Source organism: Pseudomonas sp. FFPRI_1, assembly GCF_055384485.1.
The window spans coordinates 78,739-98,932 of sequence record NZ_AP029168.1 but is presented as its reverse complement, the minus strand read 5'-3'; the positions used below and the strand labels follow the sequence as shown (position 1 = coordinate 98,932).

Below are 20,194 nucleotides of genomic sequence, written 5' to 3'. Positions count from 1 at the left end.
GATTTCAATACGCCTGAACTGCAACGCAAGCGCCGCATCCGCGCGCTGAAAGACCGTCTGACCCGCTGGTACGTCCTGGTAGGCGGCCTTGCCGTGCTGGGCGCGATCACCCTGATTTTCTTCTTCCTCGCCTACGTGGTCGCGCCCCTGTTCCAGGGTGCCGATCTGACCGCCAAGGACCCCTTGACCCCGGCCTGGATGCAGGATGCCGGCAAGCCGCTGATGTTCTCCCTGGAAGAGCAGAACCAGGTCGGCATGCGCGTCTCCGACAAGGGCCAGGCGCTGTTCTTCGACATCGACAGCGGCGCCGAGCTGCGCAAGGTCGACCTGCCGATCCCGGCGGGCGCCAGCGTCACCTCCATCGGCAAGGACCAGCCCGGCAACCCGCTGGTGGTGGTCGGCCTGTCCAACGGTCAGGCCCTGGTGTTCCGTCACACCTACAAGGTCAGCTACCCGGACGGCAAGAAGACCATCTCGCCGGCCATCGAATACCCCTACGGCGAAGCCCCGATCACCCTGAACGAACAGGGCGGCGCGCTGGAGCACGTCAACCTCAACGCCACTGATTCGTCGCTGGTCCTGGCCGGCTCCAATGGCTCGCAGCTGCACGTGTTGAAGCTGACCCGCGAAGAAAACATGATGACCGGTGAAGTCACCAGCGAGCAGAGCCGCATCGAGCTGCCGCAGATGACCGAGCCGGTCAAGGCGATGTACATCGATCCGCGCCAGCAATGGCTGTATGTGATCAACGGGCGCGCCCAGGCCGACGTCTTCAGCCTGCGGGACAAGAGCCTCAACGGGCGCTACAAACTGCTGGAAGACGCCGATACCGAAGTCACCGCCAGCACCCAGCTGGTGGGCGGCATCTCGCTGATCATCGGTACCTCCAAGGGCGGCCTGGCCCAGTGGTTCATGGCCCGCGACCCGGATGGTGAGCTGCGCCTGAAGCAGATCCGCACCTTCCAGATGGGCACCGCGCCCATCGTCGAAATCACCGCCGAAGAGCGCCGCAAGGGCTTCGTCGCCCTGGACGCCGCCGGCAAGCTCGGGGTGTTCCACAGCACTGCCCACCGCACCCTGCTGGTGGACCAGGTGGTGGACGGCCAAGGCATTTTCGGCCTGTCGCCACGGGCCAACCGGGTAATCGTCGAGGCTGGCGGCAAGCTGCAACCGCTGCTGCTGGACAACCCGCACCCGGAAGTCTCCTGGAGCGCACTGTGGAGCAAGGTCTGGTACGAGAACTACGACGAGCCTAAGTACGTCTGGCAATCCACCGCGGCCAACACCGATTTCGAACCCAAGCTGAGCCTCTCGCCCCTGACCTTCGGCACCCTGAAGGCGGCGTTCTACGCCATGCTGCTGGCAGCGCCGCTGGCGGTGGCCGCGGCGATCTACACCGCCTACTTCATGGCCCCGGGCATGCGCCGCAAGGTCAAGCCGGTGATCGAGCTGATGGAAGCGATGCCGACGGTGATCCTCGGTTTCTTTGCCGGTCTGTTCCTCGCGCCTTATGTCGAAGGTCACCTGCCGGGCATCTTCAGCCTGCTGATCCTGCTGCCGGTGGGCATCCTGGTGGCCGGTTTTGCCTGGAGCCGCCTGCCCGAGTCCCTGCGCCTGCGGGTGCCGGACGGCTGGGAAAGCGCGATTCTGATCCCGGTGATCATCTTCGTCGGCTTCCTCTCGCTGTACATGAGCCCGTTCATGGAGAACTGGTTCTTCGGCGGCGACATGCGCATGTGGATCTCCCACGACCTGGGCATCACCTACGACCAGCGCAACGCCCTGGTGGTTGGCCTGGCCATGGGTTTTGCGGTGATCCCGAACATCTACTCGATCGCCGAAGACGCCGTGTTCAGCGTACCGCGCGGCCTGACCCTGGGCTCCCTGGCCCTGGGCGCCACGCCGTGGCAGACCATGACCCGAGTGGTGATCCTCACCGCCAGCCCGGGGATCTTCTCGGCGCTGATGATCGGCATGGGCCGCGCCGTGGGCGAGACCATGATCGTACTGATGGCCACCGGCAACACCCCGGTCATGGAGATGAACCTGTTCGAAGGTCTGCGCACCCTGGCTGCCAACGTCGCGGTGGAAATGCCCGAGTCGGAGGTCGGCGGCAGCCACTACCGCGTGCTGTTCCTCTCGGCGCTGGTGCTGCTGTTGTTCACCTTCGTCATGAACACCCTCGCCGAGCTGATTCGTCAGCGTCTGCGCAAGAAATATTCGTCGCTTTAACAAAGGTAGAAGTCTGTGAAACAGAACTCCCTAAACGGCTGGTTCAAAAGCGGCGCCCCCGGCGTCTGGATCAGCGGTGGCGCGGTGTCCATCGCGGTCATCATGACCATCGGCCTGCTGGCCGTGATCGCTGTGCGCGGCCTTGGCCACTTCTGGCCGGCGGACCTGGTGCATGCCAACTACGACGTGCCGGGCCAGGCCAACCATCTGGTCATCGGTGAAGTGGTGCAGAAGGAAGAAGTGCCCCGCGCCCGGTTGAAGAGCGCCGGCTTGCCGGTGCCCGACCAGGGCCCGGAGTTCATGACTCGGGAGCTGATCAAGGTCGGCAACCGTGACCTGAACGGCAACGACTTCACCTGGATCGTCGGCGAGTGGCTGACCAACCAGAGCTACCCCAAGGAACTGATGGCCATCGAGCGCCGTGAGTGGGGCAACTTCTACGGCTACCTGGTCAACGTCAAGGAAAACGGCAAGGTGATCGCCGAGGGCGAAGCCGCCTGGCCCGAGCTGCAAGCGCGGATCGACCGGGTGAACAAGCTGGCGGCCCAGCTCAAGAGCCTGGAGAAGTCCGATATCGGTGCGATCAACGCCGGCCTCGAACGTATCCGCCTGCACGGCCGCAAACTGGAGCTGGACGGCAAGATGAGCGCCGCGGCCCAGGCCGACATGGACGCCGAGCGCGCCGAACTCAATGCCCGTTACCAGGACATCGAGGCGCGTCTGAGTGACCTGCACGCCCAGTTCAACCGCGACAGCCTGACCGCCCGCGATGCCAACGGCAAGGAAGTGGAGATCGGCCTGGGCAAGGTGGTTCACGCCTATCAGCCGAATGCCATGGGCACCTTCACCAAGATCGGTTTCTACTTCAGCAAGGTCTGGGAATTCCTCAGCGACGACCCGCGTGAAGCCAACACTGAAGGCGGGATCTTCCCGGCGATCTTCGGCACCGTGATGATGACCCTGATCATGGCCATGATCGTCACCCCGTTTGGCGTGCTGGCAGCGGTGTACCTGCGTGAATACGCCAAGCAGAACGCCCTGACCCGGGTGATCCGCATCGCCGTGAACAACCTGGCGGGGGTTCCGGCCATCGTCTACGGCGTGTTCGGCCTGGGCTTCTTCGTCTATGTGCTGGGTGGTTCGGTGGACCGTCTGTTCTTCCCCGAAGCCCTGCCGGCGCCGACCTTCGGCACCCCAGGCCTGCTCTGGGCCTCCCTGACCCTGGCGCTGCTGGCGGTGCCGGTGGTGATCGTGGCCACCGAGGAAGGCCTGGCGCGGATTCCCCGCACCGTGCGCGAGGGCTCCCTGGCCCTGGGCGCGACCAAGGCCGAGACCCTGTGGAAGATCGTGCTGCCCATGGCCAGCCCGGCGATGATGACCGGCATGATTCTCGCGGTGGCCCGTGCCGCCGGTGAAGTGGCGCCGCTGATGCTGGTGGGCGTGGTGAAACTGGCCCCGTCGCTGCCGCTGGACGGCAACTATCCGTACCTGCACCTGGACCAGAAGATCATGCACCTGGGCTTCCACATCTACGACGTCGGCTTCCAGAGCCCCAACGTCGAGGCCGCGCGGCCGCTGGTGTACGCCACCGCGCTGCTGCTGGTACTGGTGATTGCGACGCTCAACCTGTCGGCGGTGTGGATCCGTAACCACCTGCGGGAAAAATACAAAGCGCTGGACAGCTAACGAAAGCTTTAAGCCACAAGCGGCAAGCTCCAAGCAGAGTGCCGCTTTGCCCTAACTTGCGGCTTGCAGCTAGAAGCTTGCAGCTACGAACGGAGTGAGACCATGCAACACGAAACCCACACTCATGGCATCAACATGTCCGCCCTGGGCCGCGACAAGCAGAGCCTGAGCCTGGAGCAGGAAACCGTGGCCATCGAAGTGCCCGGCCTGAGCCTGTTCTACGGTGAGAAACAAGCGCTGTTCGACGTCAGCATGAACATCCCCAAGCAGCGCGTGACCGCCTTCATCGGCCCGTCCGGCTGCGGCAAGTCGACCCTGCTGCGGACCTTCAACCGCATGAACGACCTGGTGGACGGCTGCCGTGTGGAAGGCGCCATCAACCTCTACGGCAGCAACATCTACCGCAAGGGCGAGGACGTGGCCGAGCTGCGTCGCCGGGTCGGCATGGTGTTCCAGAAGCCCAACCCGTTCCCCAAGACCATCTATGAAAACGTGGTCTACGGCTTGCGCATCCAGGGCATCAACAAGAAGCGCGTGCTCGACGAGGCCGTGGAATGGGCGCTCAAGGGCGCGGCGCTGTGGGATGAAGTCAAGGACCGCCTGCATGACTCGGCCCTGGGCCTGTCCGGCGGTCAGCAACAGCGTCTGGTGATTGCCCGGACCATCGCCGTGGAGCCTGAGGTGCTGCTGCTGGATGAACCCTGCTCGGCCCTGGACCCGATCTCGACCCTGAAGGTCGAAGAGCTGATCTACGAGCTCAAGTCCAAGTTCACCATCGTCATCGTCACCCACAACATGCAACAGGCTGCCCGGGTGTCCGACTACACGGCGTTCATGTACATGGGCAAACTGGTGGAGTTCGGCGACACCGATACCCTGTTCACCAACCCGGCCAAGAAGCAGACCGAAGACTACATCACCGGCCGCTATGGCTAGAAAGCGGCTGCAAGCCGCAAGCTTCAAGCGGCAAGTGAGAGCGGTTCAGGGTAACGACATAGATAGCTTGCAGCTTGTAGCTTGCAGCTCACAGCTTTTGCGGAGCAAACCATGATATCGAAGGAAGGTTTAACCCATCACATTTCCGCTCAGTTCAACGCCGAGCTTGAGGAAGTGCGCAGCCACCTGCTGGCCATGGGCGGATTGGTGGAGAAACAGGTCAATGACGCGGTCACCGCGCTGATCGAGGCCGACTCCGGGCTGGCCCAGCAGGTGCGCGAGATCGATGACCAGATCAACCAGATGGAGCGCAACATCGACGAGGAATGCCTGCGCATTCTCGCCCGTCGTCAGCCGGCGGCGTCCGACCTGCGGTTGATCATCAGCATCTCCAAGTCGGTGATCGACCTGGAGCGCATCGGCGACGAAGCCACCAAGATCGCCCGCCGGGCCATCCAGCTCTGTGAAGAGGGCGAGGCACCGCGTGGCTACGTGGAAGTGCGGCATATTGGCGATCAGGTGCGCAACATGGTGCGTGACGCTCTGGACGCTTTTGCCCGCTTCGATGCCGACCTGGCACTTTCCGTGGCCCAGTACGACAAGATCATCGACCGCGAATACAAGACTGCACTGCGTGAGCTGGCCACCTACATGATGGAAGACCCACGCTCTATCTCGCGGGTTCTGAGCATTATCTGGGTGCTGCGCTCGCTGGAGCGGATCGGCGACCACGCGCGCAATATTTCCGAGCTGGTGATTTACCTGGTGCGCGGTACCGACGTGCGCCATCTGGGGCTCAAGCGCATGAAGGAAGAAGTTGAAGGCACAAGTGGCGAATCCGCTAATGTTCCGGATCAAGCTGACGATAAGTAAGAGTGCCCGAGAAGAGCGCCCGGCCTTTTGGTCGGGCGTTTTTGTTTGTGCTCCTCGAATTCGAAAAGCAGCACCCGCGAACGAAAAGTCCCGGCGTGACTGAAGAGTTTTGGCAAAGTGCCATCAGCCAGCGTTATGCTTGCCGGGATTTTTAAAGGGGTGGTCGATGAGTAAGGTAAGTGTGTTGGTGGTGGATGACGCTTCGTTCATTCGTGACCTGGTGAAGAAGTGCCTGCGCAACTACTTCCCTGGCATCAAGATCGAAGACGCAATCAATGGCAAGAAGGCCCAGGCGATGCTGGCCCGGGAAGCGTTCGACCTGGTCCTGTGCGACTGGGAAATGCCGGAAATGTCCGGCCTCGAACTGCTGACCTGGTGCCGCGGGCAAGAGGCCCTGAAAACCATGCCGTTCGTCATGGTCACCAGCCGGGGCGACAAGGAAAACGTGGTGCAGGCGATCCAGGCCGGGGTGTCCGGTTATGTCAGCAAGCCCTTCACCAACGAGCAGCTGCTGACCAAGGTCAAGCAGGCGCTGAACAAGGTCGGCAAGCTCGACACCCTGATGAACAGCGCGCCGACCAAGATGAATTCGGCCTTCGGCAATGACTCCCTCAATGCCCTGACCGGCGGCAAGGCAACGGTGGTCGGCACCCCGCCCGCCGCCAACCCGTTTGCCAAGCCGGCAGCGGCTCCAGCCCCGGCCCCGGCCCCCAGCGCCGCGGCTCCGGCCCGTGGCCTGCTCAACAGCCCACCGGTCAAGGCAGCGGCTCCTGCAGCGGCCGCCGGTGGCGGTCGTGGCCAGGGCCAACTGCGCCTGTCGAGTGGCAATCAGCAGTGCGTGATCAAGGCCTTGAGCATCAAGGAGGCGCTGTTGGTGGTCAAACGCAGCGAGAACCTGCCGCAGGTGCTGGAGAGCGCGGTGCTGGACCTGGAGCAGGGCGACAACGCCGAAGTGGCGCGGTTGAACGGCTACCTGCATGCGGTGGTGGCCTTCGAGCCCAAGCCCGACAGCGAGTGGCTGCAACTGACGTTCCGCTTTGTCGATCAGGATGCGCAGAAACTGGACTACATCTCGCGGCTGATCGCTCGCGGCACGGCGCAGAAGCACTTCGTTCCAGGGGCTTGAGGCTTTCCTTGCCCTGATGGCTGAACCGGAGCCTGGGGCTCGCAAGAGTGCTTCGTCGCTGCGCAGGGGCGCGGCTTGGAAGTGGTCCCTGTCATGCCAGGGGCCATCAGGCCGATCTAGGCCGTTGGCGCTCGGGCCATCCGGTCCCCTCAAGGCCCTGGGTCATGGCACGCTTGCCAAGGTGTGCCGTGAATCATTGCTCCATTGGCCGTGACCAGAATCCACCCCGGCAGGCCCTGGGTCCTGCCGATCACCCTGAACGCTACGCGCCGACTTGCCGATGCCCATGAGGGTGCGGCCGGAAACCTGCTGAAAACACTTTCCTGCCGGCCGCCCTGGCGCAGAAATGAGCGCGGTCAGCGGCGCATTACCCAAGCCCCGCAGCGCTCGACGGACAAGCGTTAGCAAGGACCGGAAGCCGCCAGCGGCAAGGTCTTGGGCGCCGCGCCCGGCTGTTGGCGCCGTACGTCCGATTGATTTCCTTAGGCTTGCTTTATATCTATTTAGATATAAATTGCAGGGGGTGCTTCACCTCATTCATCACCTTCGGCCACGCCTTGAAACAACCCGGCGCGGTTTGTCTGGACGGTCTTGATTAGCCTTCCTCCTGGTCAGTCACAGGAGAAGTTCAATGCCAAGGCACAAGGATGTGGTGTTTGTCGGGAGCGCGCTCCGGGATCTCAGGGCGTTCCCCCTGGAGGCTCGCAGGGCGGCAGGTTATCAACTGGATCTGTTGCAGCAGGGCGAGCAGCCCTATGACTGCCGATCAGTGAAAACCATCGGGCCGGGGGTATTCGAGATCCGCATCAATGAGGACTCAGGGGCGTTTCGGGTGTTTTATGTGGTCAGGCGAGCGGCGGCGATCTATGTGCTGCATGCGGTGCGCAAGACTACCCGCAAGACCGAAGCGCGGGATATCGAGCTGGCTCGCGCCAGATTTCAGGAAACAGGTTCACACTATGACTGACTCACTCGTGACACAGCGGTTCGCCAGTGTCTGGGATGCCCTTGAGGCGACCCCCCAGGAAGCAGCCAACATGCGCCTGCGGGCCAGGCTGATGCTGGAACTGGGCAAGACCGTGCAGGCCTGGGGCGTTTCGCAGAAGGAAGCGGCCAAGCGCCTCAATATCACTCAGCCGCGGCTCAACGATGTGCTTAGCGGTAAGATCAACAAGTTTTCCCTCGACGCGCTGGTCAACCTGTCCGAAGCCGCCCACCTCGGACTGGAGATCAGCTTTGAAGGGCCAGGTCCGGAACCCCTGGCGCCGGCCTGATTCATACAAGCTCCATATCAGGCTGTTAGCTTGATTTCACCCCCTGCCAAGAAGCTACTGAATGTTTGTGCGCCTGCTGTTTTTCTGTGGACTGTCATTGGTCGCCACCTCGCTGGCGGCCATGACTATCTACAAGTCCACCGACGCCAACGGTGTGGTGTCCTACAGCGACCGGCCTTCGCCGGGAGCGCGGGAGTTCGTGTTCCGCGATCGCATGGTCGAGCACCTGGAGCGCCAGGTGCGCCTGGATATCCAGAAGGGCAGGGGTGTGGACAGCGTCTATGTGCGCAATGACCTGTATGCGCCGGTGGAGATCGAGCTGGGCTTTGCCGGGCTGAACAATGTCAGCGGTGCGCCTGGGCAGCCGATCCGCCGGGTTCTGCCGGCCCGCAGCAGACTGCGCCTGGCGCTGCTCACGGCGACCCGCGGCGATCAGCCCTTCAGCTATGCCCCCAGGTTCCGTTATTCCCTGGGCGACCCTGCAGGGGCCGCCCAGGCCTATCGCTATCCGCTGCCCTGGCGTGGCGGGCCGTTCCGCCTGACTCAGGGCGCCAATGGCCAGTACAGCCATTTCAGCCCCAAGAGCCGTTATGCCATGGATATCGCCATGCCTGAGGGCACGCCGATCATCGCCGCTCGAAGCGGCACCGTGGTGAAGACTGAAAACGCCCAGAGCGGGCGAGGCAACAACCCGGCGGGCAACTTTGTCCGGGTGCTGCACGAGGACGGCACCATGGGCGTGTACCTGCACCTCAAGCAAGGGTCGGTGAGCGTGCGTGAGGGGCAGCGAGTGGTGGTGGGCAGTGCCCTGGGGTTGTCGGGCAATACGGGCAACAGCAGCGGGCCGCACCTGCATTTTGTGGTGCAGCGCAATACCGGGCTGGGGTTGGTGTCGATCCCGTATCAGTTCAACCAGCCGGTGGGCAGCCTGCCGAACTTCGCCTTGGGCAAGCAGTGAACAGGAGCGGGTGTCGAGGCCTGCTGACGGGGATCGGGACTCTGGCAGCGTTGCTGCCCGCCGCCGCGTCGCCAGCCGCGAGCGGCGCGTAGCGCGGTTTTCAGGCCGGGCCAGGCGCCGTGGGCTGCATCAGCGGGGTTGCATGGCTTTGCCGGCAGGGGGCGCTCGGGGCGGCTGCCGGCAGGGTGTGTTCAGTCGAGCATCAGGACCTTGGCCAGGATGATCTTCGGCCCCTTCATCTTCTTGATGATGATGCGCAGGCCTTCGACTTCCAGCACCTCTTCCTCTTCCGGCACCCGTTTCAGGGTCTCGTAGACCAGGCCGGCGAGGGTTTCGGCCTCGATATGGTCCAGGTCGATGCCCAGCAGGCGTTCGACCTTGAACAGCGGCGTGTCACCACGCACCAGCAGCTTGCCGGGCTGGTAGGCGAGGATGCCGCGCTCGGTCTTGCGGTGTTCGTCCTGGATGTCACCCACCAGCACTTCCAGCACGTCTTCCATGGTCAGGTAGCCGATCACCTTGCCGTCGGCTTCTTCCACCAGGGCGAAGTGCGAACCGCCCTTGCGGAACTGCTCCAGCAACTGCGACAGCGGCAGGTGGCGCGAGACGCGCTCCAGCGGACGGGTCAGCTCGGCCAGGTTGAACGACTCGGGAATGTGATCCAGGGCCGCCAGTTCCAGCAGCAGGTCCTTGATGTGCAGCAAGCCGACGAATTCGTTGCGCTCGCTGTCGTAGACCGGGTAGCGGCTGAACTTGTGGCGACGGAACAGGGCGAGGATCTCCTTGAGCGGCGCGTTGTATTCGACGCTGATCAGGTCTTCCCGGGAGTTTGCCCAGTCCACCACTTCCAGCTCGCCCATTTCTACCGCCGAGGCCAGTACGCGCATGCCCTGGTCACTGGGGTCCTGGCCACGGCTGGAGTGCAGGATCAGCTTGAGTTCCTCGCGGCTGTAATGGTGTTCGTGGTGCGGGCCGGGCTCGCCCTGGCCGGCGATGCGCAGGATGGTGTTGGCGCTGGCGTTGAGCAGGTAGATCGCCGGGTACATCAGCCAGTAGAACAGGTACAGCGGCACCGCCGTCCACAGCGACAGCAGCTCGGGCTTGCGGATCGCCCAGGACTTGGGCGCCAGCTCGCCGACCACGATGTGCAGATAGGAAATGATGAAGAACGCGGTGAAGAACGACACCCCGCGGATCACTTCCGGAGAGCTCACGCCGATTGCGCCCAAGAGCGGTTCCAGCAGGTGGGCGAAGGCCGGCTCACCGACCCAGCCCAGGCCCAGGGAGGCCAGGGTGATGCCCAGCTGGCAGGCCGAGAGGTAGGCATCGAGCTGGTTATGCACGGTGCGCAGGATCTGCCCGCGCCAGCCGTTCTTGTGGGCGATGGCCTCGACCCGGGTCGAGCGCAGCTTGACCATGGCGAACTCGGCGGCAACGAAAAAGCCGTTGAGCAATACCAGGATCAGAGCAAAAAGAATCATGCCGAAGTCGGCGAACAGAGACGCGAGGGTAAAACCAGGGGAAGGGTCCATGATGGAGTTTTGCGGGTTCCGTGTGTTCGAAAAAGAAGGAAATGCAGTGCCTGAAAGGCAGGCACAAGTCACGCAATGTAGCGGCTGACAGGGCGATTGCCTAGGGGTTGTCGACGTTTACGGCCTGTTGCCAGACCTCCGCAACCCCGTGCAGAGCGCTGTCAGCGCTGGTCGGTGAGGCTGCTGGCGCGGTTTTTTTTCACCTGGGCCGGTGCGAAATGGCAGGTGAAGGTACTGCCGTGGCCCAGCACGCTGCTGATCTCCAGGCGGGCCCGGTGGCGCAGCAGCACGTGCTTGACGATGGCCAGGCCCAGGCCGGTGCCGCCGGTGTTGGAGTTGCGGCTGGAGTCCACCCGGTAGAAGCGTTCGGTGAGGCGCGGCAGGTGCTTGTTGTCGATGCCGATCCCCGAGTCCTGCACGCTCAGGTGCGCGCCGTGCTCGTCGCCCCACCAGCGAATGCGGATATTGCCTTCGGCGGGGGTGTATTTCACTGCATTGAACACCAGGTTGGAGAAGGCGCTGCGCAGCTCTGCCTCACTGCCCTTGAGCTGCACCGAGGCGTCGGCTTCCAGGGTGATGTGCTGGTTGCGCTCCCCGGACAGCGCCTGGGCGTCGCTCTTGATCGATTGCAGCAGTGCGTCGATGGGCACCGGCTGGTTGTCCGAGGGGTAGTCGGTGGCCTCCAGCTTGGCCAGCAGCAGAAGGTCGTTAAGCAGGGTCTGCATGCGCCCGCCTTGCTGCTGCATCTGCTGCAGGGCGCGGTTCCAGCGCGGGTTCACTTCCTCGACGTTATCCAGCAGGGTCTCCAGATAGCCGCAGATCACTGTCAGCGGGGTACGCAGCTCGTGGGACACGTTGGCGATGAAGTCCTTGCGCATCTGCTCCAGCTGGTGGATGCGGGTCACGTCGCGCACCAGCATCAGGTGCTCGTTGTTGCCATAGCGGGTGATGTACAGCTGGATGCGCACGCGGTCGTTGGCCGGGGAGGGGATCTCCAGCGGCTCGGCGTAGCTGTCCTGTTCGAAGTATTCCTTGAAGCGCGGGTGGCGCACCAGGTTGGTCACCGGCTGGCCGCTGTCTTGTGGGGTCTTGAGGCCCAGCAGGGTCTCGGCGGCGCGGTTCCACCACTCCAGGTTGCCATCGCTGTCGAGCATGATCACCGCGTCTTTCAAGGCGGCGGTGGATTCCTGGACCCGATCGATCACCGCCTGCAGGCGCCCACGCACTCGCTGGTCGCGACGTTGCAGGTGATAGATGCTGTCGAACACCTCGCCCCACAGGCCATAGCCGTCGGGTGGGGCTTCATCGGGCTGGTGCAGGCGCAGCCATTCGTGCAGACGCAGCAGTTGCTTGAGGGTCCAGGCCAGGTAGAGACCCAGCCCGGCGGCCAGGCTCCAGCCGTAGTAGCCACTGATCAGGCCCACCAGCAGGCAGGCGGTGACCAACAGCAGCATGTGGCGAATCAGGGTGCCATGCCAGTTTTGATTCACTTTGAGGAGCAGCTCCATGCTGTAAGCCGCAAGCTGCAAGTCCAGAGGCGGTCGGTTATCGATTTGCCGCTTGTGACATACCGCTTGCAGCTGTTGTTAGGCCTTGGTGGAAAAACGATAGCCGGTGCCGCGCACGGTTTGTACCAGATTTTCGTAGGCATCACCCAGGGCCTTGCGCAGCCGGCGGATGTGCACATCCACGGTGCGCTCCTCGACGTACACATTGCCGCCCCAGACCTGGTCCAGCAGCTGGCCGCGGGTGTAGGCGCGTTCTTGGTGGGTCATGAAGAACTGCAGCAGGCGGTATTCGGTCGGGCCCATTTCCGCCGGCTTGCCGTCGATGGTCACCCGGTGGCTGATGGGGTCCAGCAGCAGGCCGCCGACTTCGATCGGTGCTTCGCCATCGGACGGACCGGCGCGGCGCAGTACGGCCTTGAGGCGGGCCACCAGTTCGCGGGGGGAGAACGGCTTGGTGATGTAGTCGTCGGCGCCGACTTCCAGGCCCTGGATCTTGTTGTCCTCTTCGCCCTTGGCGGTGAGCATGATGATCGGGATGTCCCCGGTCAGCTCGTCGCGCTTGAGGCGCCGGGCCAGCTCGATGCCTGAGGTGCCGGGCAGCATCCAGTCCAGCAGGATCAGGTCCGGCTTGCGATCGACGATGATGGCATGGGCTTGCTGCGAGTTCTCTGCCTCCATGCAGTCATAGCCGGCCATTTCCAACGCAACGGCGATCATTTCGCGAATAGGCGCTTCGTCGTCAACGATCAGAATGCTTCTGCCAACCATGCTTGAACCTCTTGTCATTTAACTGTCTTGCGCCGCATTAGATAACGGAATTATTGCAGTCGTGTGACAGTATTTCAGGTCGCGCAGCGTGCTGCAGCTTCGTCGACTAAGCTTTGAGTCCGATTCCTGACAACCACAAAAGAAGGTTTCCATGACTCTGTTCAAGCAATCTCTGAAGGTTCTGCTGGTGGGTGCCGCCCTGGCCCTGCCGACGTTCGCCCTGGCCGCGGAGCCGGCAATGAGCAAGGACGGCATGCTGGTGGATCACAAGGGCATGACCCTCTACACCTTTGCCAAGGACGCTGATGGCAAGTCCATGTGCAACGACAAGTGTGCGACCAACTGGCCGCCATTGATGGCCGAAGGCAGCGACAAGGCGATGGGCAAGTGGAGCGTGATCAAGCGCGACGACGGCAAGATGCAATGGGCCTATGACGGCAAGCCGCTGTACGGATTCGTGATGGACAAGAAAGCCGGCGACATGACCGGTGAGGGCAAGATGGACGGCGCCTGGAAGGTCGCCAAGTCCGACTGACCTGCGCCTGCCCCGTAGCCGCGGCGCGGCTGCGGGGAACCCCTCACGGAGCTCGGCCTGGCTCAGCGCCCTGCGTAGTCCAGGACCACGCCGATAAAGATCGCCAGCCCCGCCCAGTGGTTGTGCAGGAAAGCCTTGAAGCACTTCAGCCGGTCGCGGTCCCGGGTGTACCAGAACTCCCAGGCGAAACACGCCGCCGCCACTGCCAGCCCCAGGTGGAACCAGCCCCCCAGATTGAACCGCGCCCCGGCCAACAGCAGGCAGCCCAGGGACAGGCCCTGCAGGGTGAGAATGATCACCCGGTCGGCATCGCCGAACAGGATCGCCGTGGACTTGACTCCGATCTTCAGGTCGTCGTCGCGGTCGGTCATGGCGTAGTAGGTGTCGTAGCCCACGGTCCACAGCAGGTTGGCGATGTACAGCAGCCAGGCCGTGGCCGGCAGTTCACCGTTCTGCGCGGTGAAGGTCATCAGGATGCCCCAGGAGTAGGCGGCCCCCAGCACCACCTGCGGGTAGTAGGTGTAGCGCTTCATGAAGGGGTAGCAGGCGGCCAGGGCCAGGGCGCCGAACGACAGCCAGACCGTGGTGGCGTTGGTGCACAGCACCAGCAGGAAGGCTGTGCCCATGAGCCCGGCGAACAGTACCAGGGCCTCCTTGGCGCTGACCTTGCCGGTGGCCAGTGGGCGCTGGTCGGTGCGCTTGACCTGGCCGTCGACCTTGCGGTCGGCGAAGTCGTTGATCGCGCAGCCGCCGGCCCGGGTCAGCACTACGCCGAAGGTGAAGATCAGTACGTGGCTGAGGGAAGGTTTGCCCTCGGCGGCGATCCACAGTGCCACCAGGGTTGGCCAGAGCAACAGGTAGATGCCGATCGGCTTGTCCATGCGGGTCAGTTGCAGGAAGTCCCAGGCCCGTGGATGCAGGCGGTTCAGGGATTTGAGCAGGCGCAGGTACATCAGCAGGCCTCCGGTCGGGCATCAATGGCGGTCCATAGGCTGGGCAGGAAGACTTCGGCCACCAGCAGGCTCAGCGGCCCGCGGTCGAAGCGCGAGCGACGGCCCCACAGGCCGCTGGTGCAGACGGCCGCCGGCAGCCACTGCTGTGGATAGCGGCAGACTTCGATGGGGCGGCGGGTAAAGGCTTCGTCGCAGAACAGCAGCTCGCCCAGGGAGCGGCTGCCCAGTTCGTCGATATTCAAGCCGCCATCGAGCAAGGCGCTGCGGGCGGCGACGCTGCGGGCAAACACCCAGGCCTCACCGTGGCCGCGCAGGTAGACCTCGCGAACCCAGCCTTCGCTCTGCTCGGGCAGCCCCAGGGCGGCGCATTCATCGTTGCGCAGGGCCTGCCACCCTTCCACCAGCGGCGTGACGCTGAAGGCGTCGTGGGAAAGCCGGGACAGGCGTCGGGTCAGCGACCCTTCATCGAACAGCCAGTTCGCGACGAGCGTCCCGGGGAAAGGGGACAGACGGCTTTGCGCCAGCCAGCTCGGGGCCGGCGCGGGGGGCATTGAGTGCGGCACAGTGGGTCAGTATTGGCAGCAAATGAGGCGGCGAGCTTAGCATGGCACCGGCTGTTTTGATTGATCCAGGACGTCCGGCGGCACGAACGTGCTTGCATCTGCCGGTACTGATCAGTAAAAAACCCCAGTGCCGGGCGCTGAGCAGCAGGGCTCCCAGAGTCGACCCATCGACCGCCCCACCGGCAAAGCCTGAATTCCCGAGGAAATGCATCAATGAAAAAGTGGCAATGTGTGGTCTGCGGCCTGATTTACAACGAAGCGGAAGGCTGGCCGGACGACGGTATTTTGCCGGGTACCCGTTGGGAAGATGTACCCGAAGACTGGCTGTGCCCGGACTGCGGCGTAGGCAAGATGGATTTCGAGATGATCGAAATCGCTTGATCGAATTTTGTGGATTCAATGACCAATAACAAGGAGCAGGGAATGAGCGCACCGGTAGTGATCGTGGGGACAGGCCTGGCGGGTTACAACCTGGCCCGGGAATTTCGCAAGCTCGACGGCCAGACGCCGCTGTTGCTGATCACCGCCGATGACGGCCGTTCCTACTCCAAGCCGATGCTCTCCACCGGTTTTGGCAAGAACAAGGACGCCGACGGCCTGAGCATGGCCGAGCCCGGCACCATGGCCGAGCAGCTCAATGCCGAGGTGCGCACCCACACCCGCATCAGCGGTATCGACCCGGGGCACAAGCGCCTGTGGATTGGCGAGGAGGCCGTGGCCTACCGCGACCTGATCCTGGCCTGGGGCGCGGAAACCGTGCGCGTGCCAGTGCAGGGCGACGCCAGCGAGCTGGTGTTTCCCATCAACGACCTGGAGGACTACGCGCGCTTTCGGGCCGCGGCGGCCGGCAAGCGCCGGGTGCTGCTGCTGGGGGCCGGCCTGATTGGCTGCGAGTTTGCCAACGACCTGATCCTGGGCGGCTATGAAGTGGACCTGGTCGCACCCTGCGAGCAGGTGATGCCGACCCTGTTGCACCCGGCCGCCGCCGCGGCAGTCCAGGCCGGCCTGGAAAGCCTCGGTGCGCGGTTCCACCTGGGGCCGGTGCTCAACCGCCTGCAGCGCAGCGCCGATGGCCTGGAGGCACACCTGTCCGATGGCCAGGTGATTGCCTGCGACCTGGTGGTCTCGGCCATCGGCCTGCGCCCGCGCATCGATCTGGCCGCCGCCGCGGGGTTGATGGTCAATCGCGGCGTGGTGGTGGACCGCGAGCTGAAGACCTCCCACGCCAACATCTATGCCCTGGGCGATTGCGCCGAGGTGGATGGCCTCAACCTGCTGTACGTGATGCCGCTGATGAGCTGCGCCCGGGCCCTGGCGCAGACCCTGGCCGGCAAGCCGACGGCGGTCAGCTACGGGCCGATGCCGATCACCGTGAAGACCCCGGTCTGCCCGCTGGTGGTCTCGCCGCCGCCGCGGGGTGCCGAGGGCGTCTGGAGCACCGAAGGGCAGGGGGCCGACATCAAGGTTCTGTGCCGCGATGCCAGCGGGCAGCTGCTGGGCTATGCCCTGACCGGGGCGGCGGTGATGGAGAAACTGGCCCTGAACAAGGAACTTCCGGCCCTGCTGGCTTAAATACCGGTCGTTCTGTCGGAATAAACCGGTTCTAGCCCTCACAAAGGTCGCGGGGAGACTGGCGCCACTCTCAAGCGCGTGCCATCCTCACACCCGTCTGCCGCAGCGTAGAGCCTGCGGCGCCTTGGGCGCTGTTCCCGTGAACAGCACGGACATAACAACAAAAAACCGTCAAAGAGGCTTCACACTATGCGTAAACCAGAACTCGCCGCAGCCATTGCTGAAAAAGCGGACCTGACCAAAGAGCAGGCCAATCGTGTGCTCAACGCCATTCTCGAAGAAATCACCGGGGCCCTGCATCGCAAGGACAGCGTCACCCTCGTTGGCTTCGGGACCTTCCTGCAGCGTCACCGTGGTGCCCGCACCGGCAAGAACCCGCAAACCGGCGAGCCGGTGAAGATCAAGGCCAGCAACACCGTGGCATTCAAACCGGGCAAGTCGCTGAAAGACAGCGTCAACCCATAAGCATTGAGCGGGCTCCCGTGAGCGGGGGCACGCAGGGGAAAATAGGCACGCCGAGCGCATCGGGTGCCTATTTTTTTGCCTGCCATTTGCCCGCAGATGTTCTTGCGAAGCCGCTTTGGCGTGGCTAGGATGCGCGATCGTTAGATGTTTGATCCAAAGGCCAAGGATGACCCGCCCCACTGACAGACCCCTTTCATGGGCAGCACTGCTGCACGGCCTGGGACGCTCCGGTACAGCTGCCCTGATAGTGGGCTGCCTGTTCAGCCTTGGCTTGTCCTCGGCCGCTGCCGGCAACGACTCGCGGCTCGAGCAGATCGGCTACCGCGAGGCCCTGGCCTGGTTCCACAGCCAGAAGTACGAGAGTTCCGGCGCCTGGCTTTGCGGCTACTCCCTGGCCCACGAGGACTACAGCGTAGCGCCCAAGGCCCCACGGCTGCTGGTGGAGGTGGACGAGCGCTACCTCTACCTCAAGACCGGCGGCAAGCTGGTGGAGCTCACCGGTGCCGCCCAGAGTCCCCAGCGCAGCGAATACCAGAGTGCCGGTGCCGCTATCCGGGTCACCCTGGACATCCTCAAGCGCAACAATTTCAGCGAATACCAGGAATCCCACGACCGCCAGGTGCTGGCAAAGATCGAGATGAACGATCAGGTCGAAACCCTGACCCTCAAGGGGCAATCATGCGGAACTTGAACCTGGCGGGCCTGGGCTTGCTGATGGGCTGCATCGCTGTACCGGCCCACGCCGACGAACCGGCTCCCGGCCAGGGTTGCTACGGCTACCTCACCGAGATGGTCAGGAGCAGCGATTTTCCCTACCGCGACTTCACCACCCCGGAGCGGCTCAAGCTGCTGATCGACCGCGATGATGGCGAGCAACTGAGCCTGCAGCTGTTCTATGAAACCTCCGGCAGCGGCATCATTGGCTGGGTTCGTTACGACGTGCCAGAGCAGGCGCTGTGGAACGTCAGCATCGATCCCGAAGAGCCCCAGGCGCTCAAGTTCGACCCTCGTTTCGCCCGAGCCTACGCCTCCTGCCTCAAGGCGCGCTGAGCCCCGGCCTGGCGCGTTCGAGCACGTAGCGGCACGCCGGGAAACGCGGCTTTCTTTACACAGAGTTGCCGACAGGTTCCTTGATTGTTGCCGGGCATTGCTTGAAGATTTGCCGCTGTCCGATTTCCCCCTTTTTGCATGGAACGCGAACCTCTTGTCCTCTTACCGCATTCAAGAAGCCGACCTCGATATCCCCGACACCTGGCAGGATCAGAGCATCAACATCTTCAAGCTGCCGGCCGTGGGCGGTGCCCAGGAAGCCAGCTTCGTCATCAGCCGTGACCCGAGCCAGGGCGATGCCCCCTTCGCCGACTATGTGGCCACCCAACTGAGCAGCGCCGAGCAGCAACTGCCGGGCTTCAACCTGCTCAAGCGCTGGGACTTCGACATGCACGGCCACGCCGCGGTACTGCTGGACTACAGCTGGAAACGCGAAGGCCGCGAGCTGATGCTGCGCCAGGTGTTCATCGAGCGTAAGCCGGCGGTGCTGATTACCACCCTGACCACCACGGTCAATGATCTGGTGCACCACGAGCCGGCCTGGAAGCAGGCCATGCAAAGCCTCGTGCCTCAGCCCCCGGTAGCCTGATCATCGCGGCTGAGTGACCCGTCATGGATATGTTGGCAGCAGCGCGTCTGGGGGATGAGATCGCCCATGGTTTTGGTGTCGCGGCGATGGTGGCCGGGGCCGTTGTCGGCGCCCTGATCGGGGCCGCCGTGGTGGCCGCGACGGTGGCCACCGGTGGGGTGGCAATCGCCATCATCGCGGGCTCGGTGGCCGCGGGCGGCCTGTCGATGTTCCAGATCGCCAAGGGCCTGAGCACCATCTTCAACCTGCCCGAACCCGGCACGGGGGTGTTGGTGGAGGGCAGCTTCAACGTCTATATCAACCTGCGCAATGGCATGCGCGCAGGGCAGGACAGCTCGTCCTCGTGCAGCGGCCTGCCGCTGAACCACCCGATCTGGCCATTCCCGGTGCTGATCGCCGAGGGCAGCGCCAAGGTCACCATCAACGGCAAGCCGGCTGCGCGGTTGCAGAGCAAGATGGTCTGCGGCGCCCATATCAAGACCGGCAGCCACAACACCTTCATCGGCGGCCCCACGGTGCAAGTGGCCTTCGTGCTGGATATCGAAGGCTGGATGCACACCGGGCTCGAGGCCCTGGGGATCGCCGCGGCAGGCGCTGCACTGGTGATGGCGGCCATGGCCGGTTTTGCCGCCTTTGCCGGGGCCGTTGCCATCGGCGGAGCGATGATGGGCGGCATGGAGTTGCTCGGGCAACTGGGCGATCGCCTCGGCCCGGGTTATCGCGACCTGCTCCAGGGCATGGCCGGCATGGCGATGCTGGGCCTGGGGCCGAAGATGGCCAAGAGAATCGAGCCGCCCAAGTTCAAGCCGGGCTTCAGCGAGGCCGACATCCTCGGCATTCCCAAGGGCTCGCGCCCGGACCCGTCGGAATACCTGACCCCGCAATACATGTCCCGGCACCTGGCGCAGTTCGACAAGGGCGCCTCGCGATTGATGCCCAAAGGTAACCTGGACAAGTACGGCATCGCTCAGAGGGATGGCACTTCGTTCATAATGCCCAAGCATGAGGTTGACCAGCTCCTGGCCCGCACCAAGGGCAATAACCGCGCGCTGGAGGAGGCCCTGGGCCTTCCGGAAAAATTCCTCGAGACCGGCGAGTTGGTGCGTATCGACCTTCCCGCACCCAAGGACATGGGCCTGCGCATTCCTTCGGGCAATGAGGCCGGGGCCAACGATTTCTGGATCCCCGGCGGCAAGCTGCCCAAGGGCACCAGTGAAGCGGTGATCGATGCCGGCGGGGTCAAGACCAGTGACCTGGATTGGAAAATACTCAAATTCTAAGGACCGACATGAAATTCAACGATCTGTTTGTAAACCGTGAAGAGATGTTCTCGATGGGCATCGAGGAAGTCTCCGGCCAGTACTACGTCTCCTTCCCGGTCAGCAACGGCATGGTCGACTACGAGGAGTACTACGCCATCGATCGGGCCACCTTCGAGTTGTTTGAGCAGGACCTGCAAGCGGCGCTGGAGTTTGTCACCCGCGCCAGGAAGCGCGAGCTGGATCAATTGCTGATGATGAAGCCGGGCAATAATCGCGGCACGGCGATCTGAGCTCAAGCCCGGCTCGTCAGCG

Annotated in this window: 22 protein-coding genes; 17 read left to right on the top strand and 5 right to left on the bottom strand. The window is 63.5% G+C overall.

Annotated elements, in window-relative coordinates; genetic code table 11:
- Window positions 1-198 precede the first annotated feature (198 nt).
- The 8 genes from ACZ5BO_RS00445 (at window position 199) to ACZ5BO_RS00410 (ending at window position 9,085) form a co-directional block, all read left to right on the top strand.
- Window positions 199-2,232 (top strand): ABC transporter permease subunit, encoded by a 2,034-nt coding sequence (locus tag ACZ5BO_RS00445; RefSeq protein ID WP_177330313.1) that lies wholly within the window; start codon window positions 199-201, stop codon window positions 2,230-2,232.
- A gap of 15 nt (window positions 2,233-2,247) precedes the next feature.
- Complete coding sequence (gene pstA, locus ACZ5BO_RS00440) at window positions 2,248-3,918, top strand: phosphate ABC transporter permease PstA (protein ID WP_464697658.1); 1,671 nt, start codon at window positions 2,248-2,250, stop codon at window positions 3,916-3,918.
- Between the two features lie 102 nt (window positions 3,919-4,020).
- Window positions 4,021-4,854 carry a phosphate ABC transporter ATP-binding protein PstB gene (gene pstB / locus ACZ5BO_RS00435; RefSeq protein ID WP_025130764.1) on the top strand — a complete coding sequence of 278 codons (834 nt, stop codon included), beginning with the start codon at window positions 4,021-4,023 and terminating at the stop codon, window positions 4,852-4,854.
- 111 nt (window positions 4,855-4,965) lie between these two features.
- A complete protein-coding gene (gene phoU, locus ACZ5BO_RS00430) occupies window positions 4,966-5,727 on the top strand; it encodes a phosphate signaling complex protein PhoU (RefSeq protein ID WP_025130765.1) in 762 nt (253 codons plus the stop codon).
- Window positions 5,728-5,893: 166 nt separating this feature from the next.
- Complete coding sequence (locus tag ACZ5BO_RS00425; RefSeq protein ID WP_464697655.1) at window positions 5,894-6,853, top strand: response regulator; 960 nt, start codon at window positions 5,894-5,896, stop codon at window positions 6,851-6,853.
- Between the two features lie 631 nt (window positions 6,854-7,484).
- Window positions 7,485-7,820, top strand: a complete 336-nt coding sequence (locus ACZ5BO_RS00420) for a type II toxin-antitoxin system RelE/ParE family toxin (RefSeq protein WP_464697653.1) — start codon at window positions 7,485-7,487, stop codon at window positions 7,818-7,820.
- A complete protein-coding gene (locus tag ACZ5BO_RS00415; protein ID WP_025130768.1) occupies window positions 7,813-8,127 on the top strand; it encodes a helix-turn-helix domain-containing protein in 315 nt (104 codons plus the stop codon). Before ACZ5BO_RS00420 ends, ACZ5BO_RS00415 begins: the two co-directional genes overlap by 8 nt.
- A gap of 61 nt (window positions 8,128-8,188) precedes the next feature.
- The gene (locus ACZ5BO_RS00410; protein WP_025130769.1) at window positions 8,189-9,085 is read left to right on the top strand and encodes a peptidoglycan DD-metalloendopeptidase family protein; all 897 of its coding nucleotides are present in this window, start codon (window positions 8,189-8,191) and stop codon (window positions 9,083-9,085) included.
- Window positions 9,086-9,276: 191 nt separating this feature from the next.
- On the opposite strand, the gene ACZ5BO_RS00405 is transcribed toward ACZ5BO_RS00410, so the two are convergent.
- From ACZ5BO_RS00405 to phoB, 3 genes are all read right to left on the bottom strand, one after another.
- Window positions 9,277-10,617, bottom strand: coding sequence for a hemolysin family protein (locus ACZ5BO_RS00405; RefSeq protein WP_025130770.1), 1,341 nt, complete (start codon window positions 10,615-10,617; stop codon window positions 9,277-9,279).
- 161 nt (window positions 10,618-10,778) lie between these two features.
- On the bottom strand, window positions 10,779-12,125 hold the full coding sequence (phoR, locus tag ACZ5BO_RS00400; protein ID WP_464697650.1) for a phosphate regulon sensor histidine kinase PhoR: 1,347 nt from the start codon (window positions 12,123-12,125) through the stop codon (window positions 10,779-10,781).
- 78 nt (window positions 12,126-12,203) lie between these two features.
- The gene (phoB, locus tag ACZ5BO_RS00395) at window positions 12,204-12,893 is read right to left on the bottom strand and encodes a phosphate regulon transcriptional regulator PhoB (RefSeq protein WP_025130772.1); all 690 of its coding nucleotides are present in this window, start codon (window positions 12,891-12,893) and stop codon (window positions 12,204-12,206) included.
- A gap of 151 nt (window positions 12,894-13,044) precedes the next feature.
- Here phoB and ACZ5BO_RS00390 point away from each other — a divergent pair, with 151 nt between their 5' ends.
- Complete coding sequence (locus ACZ5BO_RS00390) at window positions 13,045-13,428, top strand: COG4315 family predicted lipoprotein (protein WP_025130773.1); 384 nt, start codon at window positions 13,045-13,047, stop codon at window positions 13,426-13,428.
- A 62-nt stretch (window positions 13,429-13,490) separates the two neighbouring features.
- Here ACZ5BO_RS00390 and ubiA read toward each other — a convergent pair whose 3' ends face one another.
- Both ubiA and ACZ5BO_RS00380 read right to left on the bottom strand, forming a co-directional pair.
- Entirely contained in the window at window positions 13,491-14,381 is an 891-nt protein-coding gene (ubiA, locus tag ACZ5BO_RS00385; RefSeq protein WP_464697647.1) for a 4-hydroxybenzoate octaprenyltransferase, read from the bottom strand.
- A complete protein-coding gene (locus tag ACZ5BO_RS00380; RefSeq protein WP_464697645.1) occupies window positions 14,381-14,944 on the bottom strand; it encodes a chorismate--pyruvate lyase family protein in 564 nt (187 codons plus the stop codon). Before ACZ5BO_RS00380 ends, ubiA begins: the two co-directional genes overlap by 1 nt.
- A gap of 213 nt (window positions 14,945-15,157) precedes the next feature.
- Here ACZ5BO_RS00380 and ACZ5BO_RS00375 point away from each other — a divergent pair, with 213 nt between their 5' ends.
- From ACZ5BO_RS00375 to ACZ5BO_RS00340, 8 genes are all read left to right on the top strand, one after another.
- Complete coding sequence (locus ACZ5BO_RS00375; RefSeq protein ID WP_025130776.1) at window positions 15,158-15,325, top strand: rubredoxin; 168 nt, start codon at window positions 15,158-15,160, stop codon at window positions 15,323-15,325.
- 42 nt (window positions 15,326-15,367) lie between these two features.
- The gene (locus ACZ5BO_RS00370) at window positions 15,368-16,516 is read left to right on the top strand and encodes an NAD(P)/FAD-dependent oxidoreductase (RefSeq protein ID WP_464697643.1); all 1,149 of its coding nucleotides are present in this window, start codon (window positions 15,368-15,370) and stop codon (window positions 16,514-16,516) included.
- Between the two features lie 189 nt (window positions 16,517-16,705).
- A complete protein-coding gene (locus tag ACZ5BO_RS00365; RefSeq protein ID WP_011064269.1) occupies window positions 16,706-16,981 on the top strand; it encodes an HU family DNA-binding protein in 276 nt (91 codons plus the stop codon).
- A 166-nt stretch (window positions 16,982-17,147) separates the two neighbouring features.
- Window positions 17,148-17,672, top strand: coding sequence for a hypothetical protein (locus tag ACZ5BO_RS00360; RefSeq protein WP_025130778.1), 525 nt, complete (start codon window positions 17,148-17,150; stop codon window positions 17,670-17,672).
- Window positions 17,660-18,031: a hypothetical protein gene (locus tag ACZ5BO_RS00355; protein WP_025130779.1), complete on the top strand. Its 372-nt coding sequence runs from the start codon at window positions 17,660-17,662 to the stop codon at window positions 18,029-18,031. Before ACZ5BO_RS00360 ends, ACZ5BO_RS00355 begins: the two co-directional genes overlap by 13 nt.
- Window positions 18,032-18,185: 154 nt before the next feature.
- A complete protein-coding gene (locus ACZ5BO_RS00350; protein WP_464697640.1) occupies window positions 18,186-18,620 on the top strand; it encodes a DcrB-related protein in 435 nt (144 codons plus the stop codon).
- Window positions 18,621-18,643: 23 nt separating this feature from the next.
- Window positions 18,644-19,900, top strand: a complete 1,257-nt coding sequence (locus tag ACZ5BO_RS00345) for a PAAR domain-containing protein (protein WP_025130781.1) — start codon at window positions 18,644-18,646, stop codon at window positions 19,898-19,900.
- An 8-nt stretch (window positions 19,901-19,908) separates the two neighbouring features.
- Complete coding sequence (locus ACZ5BO_RS00340; protein WP_025130782.1) at window positions 19,909-20,172, top strand: hypothetical protein; 264 nt, start codon at window positions 19,909-19,911, stop codon at window positions 20,170-20,172.
- Window positions 20,173-20,194 lie beyond the last annotated feature (22 nt).

What these genes read in the sequence shown, in the direction of transcription:
- ACZ5BO_RS00405 (WP_025130770.1), bottom strand. Translation starts at nt 10,617, where the DNA reads ATGGACCCTTCCCCTGGTTTTACCCTCGCGTCTCTGTTCGCCGACTTC.
- ACZ5BO_RS00420 (WP_464697653.1), top strand. Translation starts at nt 7,485, where the DNA reads ATGCCAAGGCACAAGGATGTGGTGTTTGTCGGGAGCGCGCTCCGGGAT.
- ubiA (WP_464697647.1), bottom strand. Translation starts at nt 14,381, where the DNA reads ATGTACCTGCGCCTGCTCAAATCCCTGAACCGCCTGCATCCACGGGCC.
- ACZ5BO_RS00410 (WP_025130769.1), top strand. Translation starts at nt 8,189, where the DNA reads ATGTTTGTGCGCCTGCTGTTTTTCTGTGGACTGTCATTGGTCGCCACC.
- ACZ5BO_RS00355 (WP_025130779.1), top strand. Translation starts at nt 17,660, where the DNA reads ATGCGGAACTTGAACCTGGCGGGCCTGGGCTTGCTGATGGGCTGCATC.
- ACZ5BO_RS00425 (WP_464697655.1), top strand. Translation starts at nt 5,894, where the DNA reads ATGAGTAAGGTAAGTGTGTTGGTGGTGGATGACGCTTCGTTCATTCGT.
- phoR (WP_464697650.1), bottom strand. Translation starts at nt 12,125, where the DNA reads ATGGAGCTGCTCCTCAAAGTGAATCAAAACTGGCATGGCACCCTGATT.
- ACZ5BO_RS00445 (WP_177330313.1), top strand. Translation starts at nt 199, where the DNA reads ATGCAGGATGCCGGCAAGCCGCTGATGTTCTCCCTGGAAGAGCAGAAC.
- phoB (WP_025130772.1), bottom strand. Translation starts at nt 12,893, where the DNA reads ATGGTTGGCAGAAGCATTCTGATCGTTGACGACGAAGCGCCTATTCGC.
- ACZ5BO_RS00375 (WP_025130776.1), top strand. Translation starts at nt 15,158, where the DNA reads ATGAAAAAGTGGCAATGTGTGGTCTGCGGCCTGATTTACAACGAAGCG.
- phoU (WP_025130765.1), top strand. Translation starts at nt 4,966, where the DNA reads ATGATATCGAAGGAAGGTTTAACCCATCACATTTCCGCTCAGTTCAAC.
- ACZ5BO_RS00345 (WP_025130781.1), top strand. Translation starts at nt 18,644, where the DNA reads ATGGATATGTTGGCAGCAGCGCGTCTGGGGGATGAGATCGCCCATGGT.
- ACZ5BO_RS00360 (WP_025130778.1), top strand. Translation starts at nt 17,148, where the DNA reads ATGACCCGCCCCACTGACAGACCCCTTTCATGGGCAGCACTGCTGCAC.
- ACZ5BO_RS00390 (WP_025130773.1), top strand. Translation starts at nt 13,045, where the DNA reads ATGACTCTGTTCAAGCAATCTCTGAAGGTTCTGCTGGTGGGTGCCGCC.
- ACZ5BO_RS00370 (WP_464697643.1), top strand. Translation starts at nt 15,368, where the DNA reads ATGAGCGCACCGGTAGTGATCGTGGGGACAGGCCTGGCGGGTTACAAC.
- pstB (WP_025130764.1), top strand. Translation starts at nt 4,021, where the DNA reads ATGCAACACGAAACCCACACTCATGGCATCAACATGTCCGCCCTGGGC.
- ACZ5BO_RS00365 (WP_011064269.1), top strand. Translation starts at nt 16,706, where the DNA reads ATGCGTAAACCAGAACTCGCCGCAGCCATTGCTGAAAAAGCGGACCTG.
- ACZ5BO_RS00415 (WP_025130768.1), top strand. Translation starts at nt 7,813, where the DNA reads ATGACTGACTCACTCGTGACACAGCGGTTCGCCAGTGTCTGGGATGCC.
- ACZ5BO_RS00340 (WP_025130782.1), top strand. Translation starts at nt 19,909, where the DNA reads ATGAAATTCAACGATCTGTTTGTAAACCGTGAAGAGATGTTCTCGATG.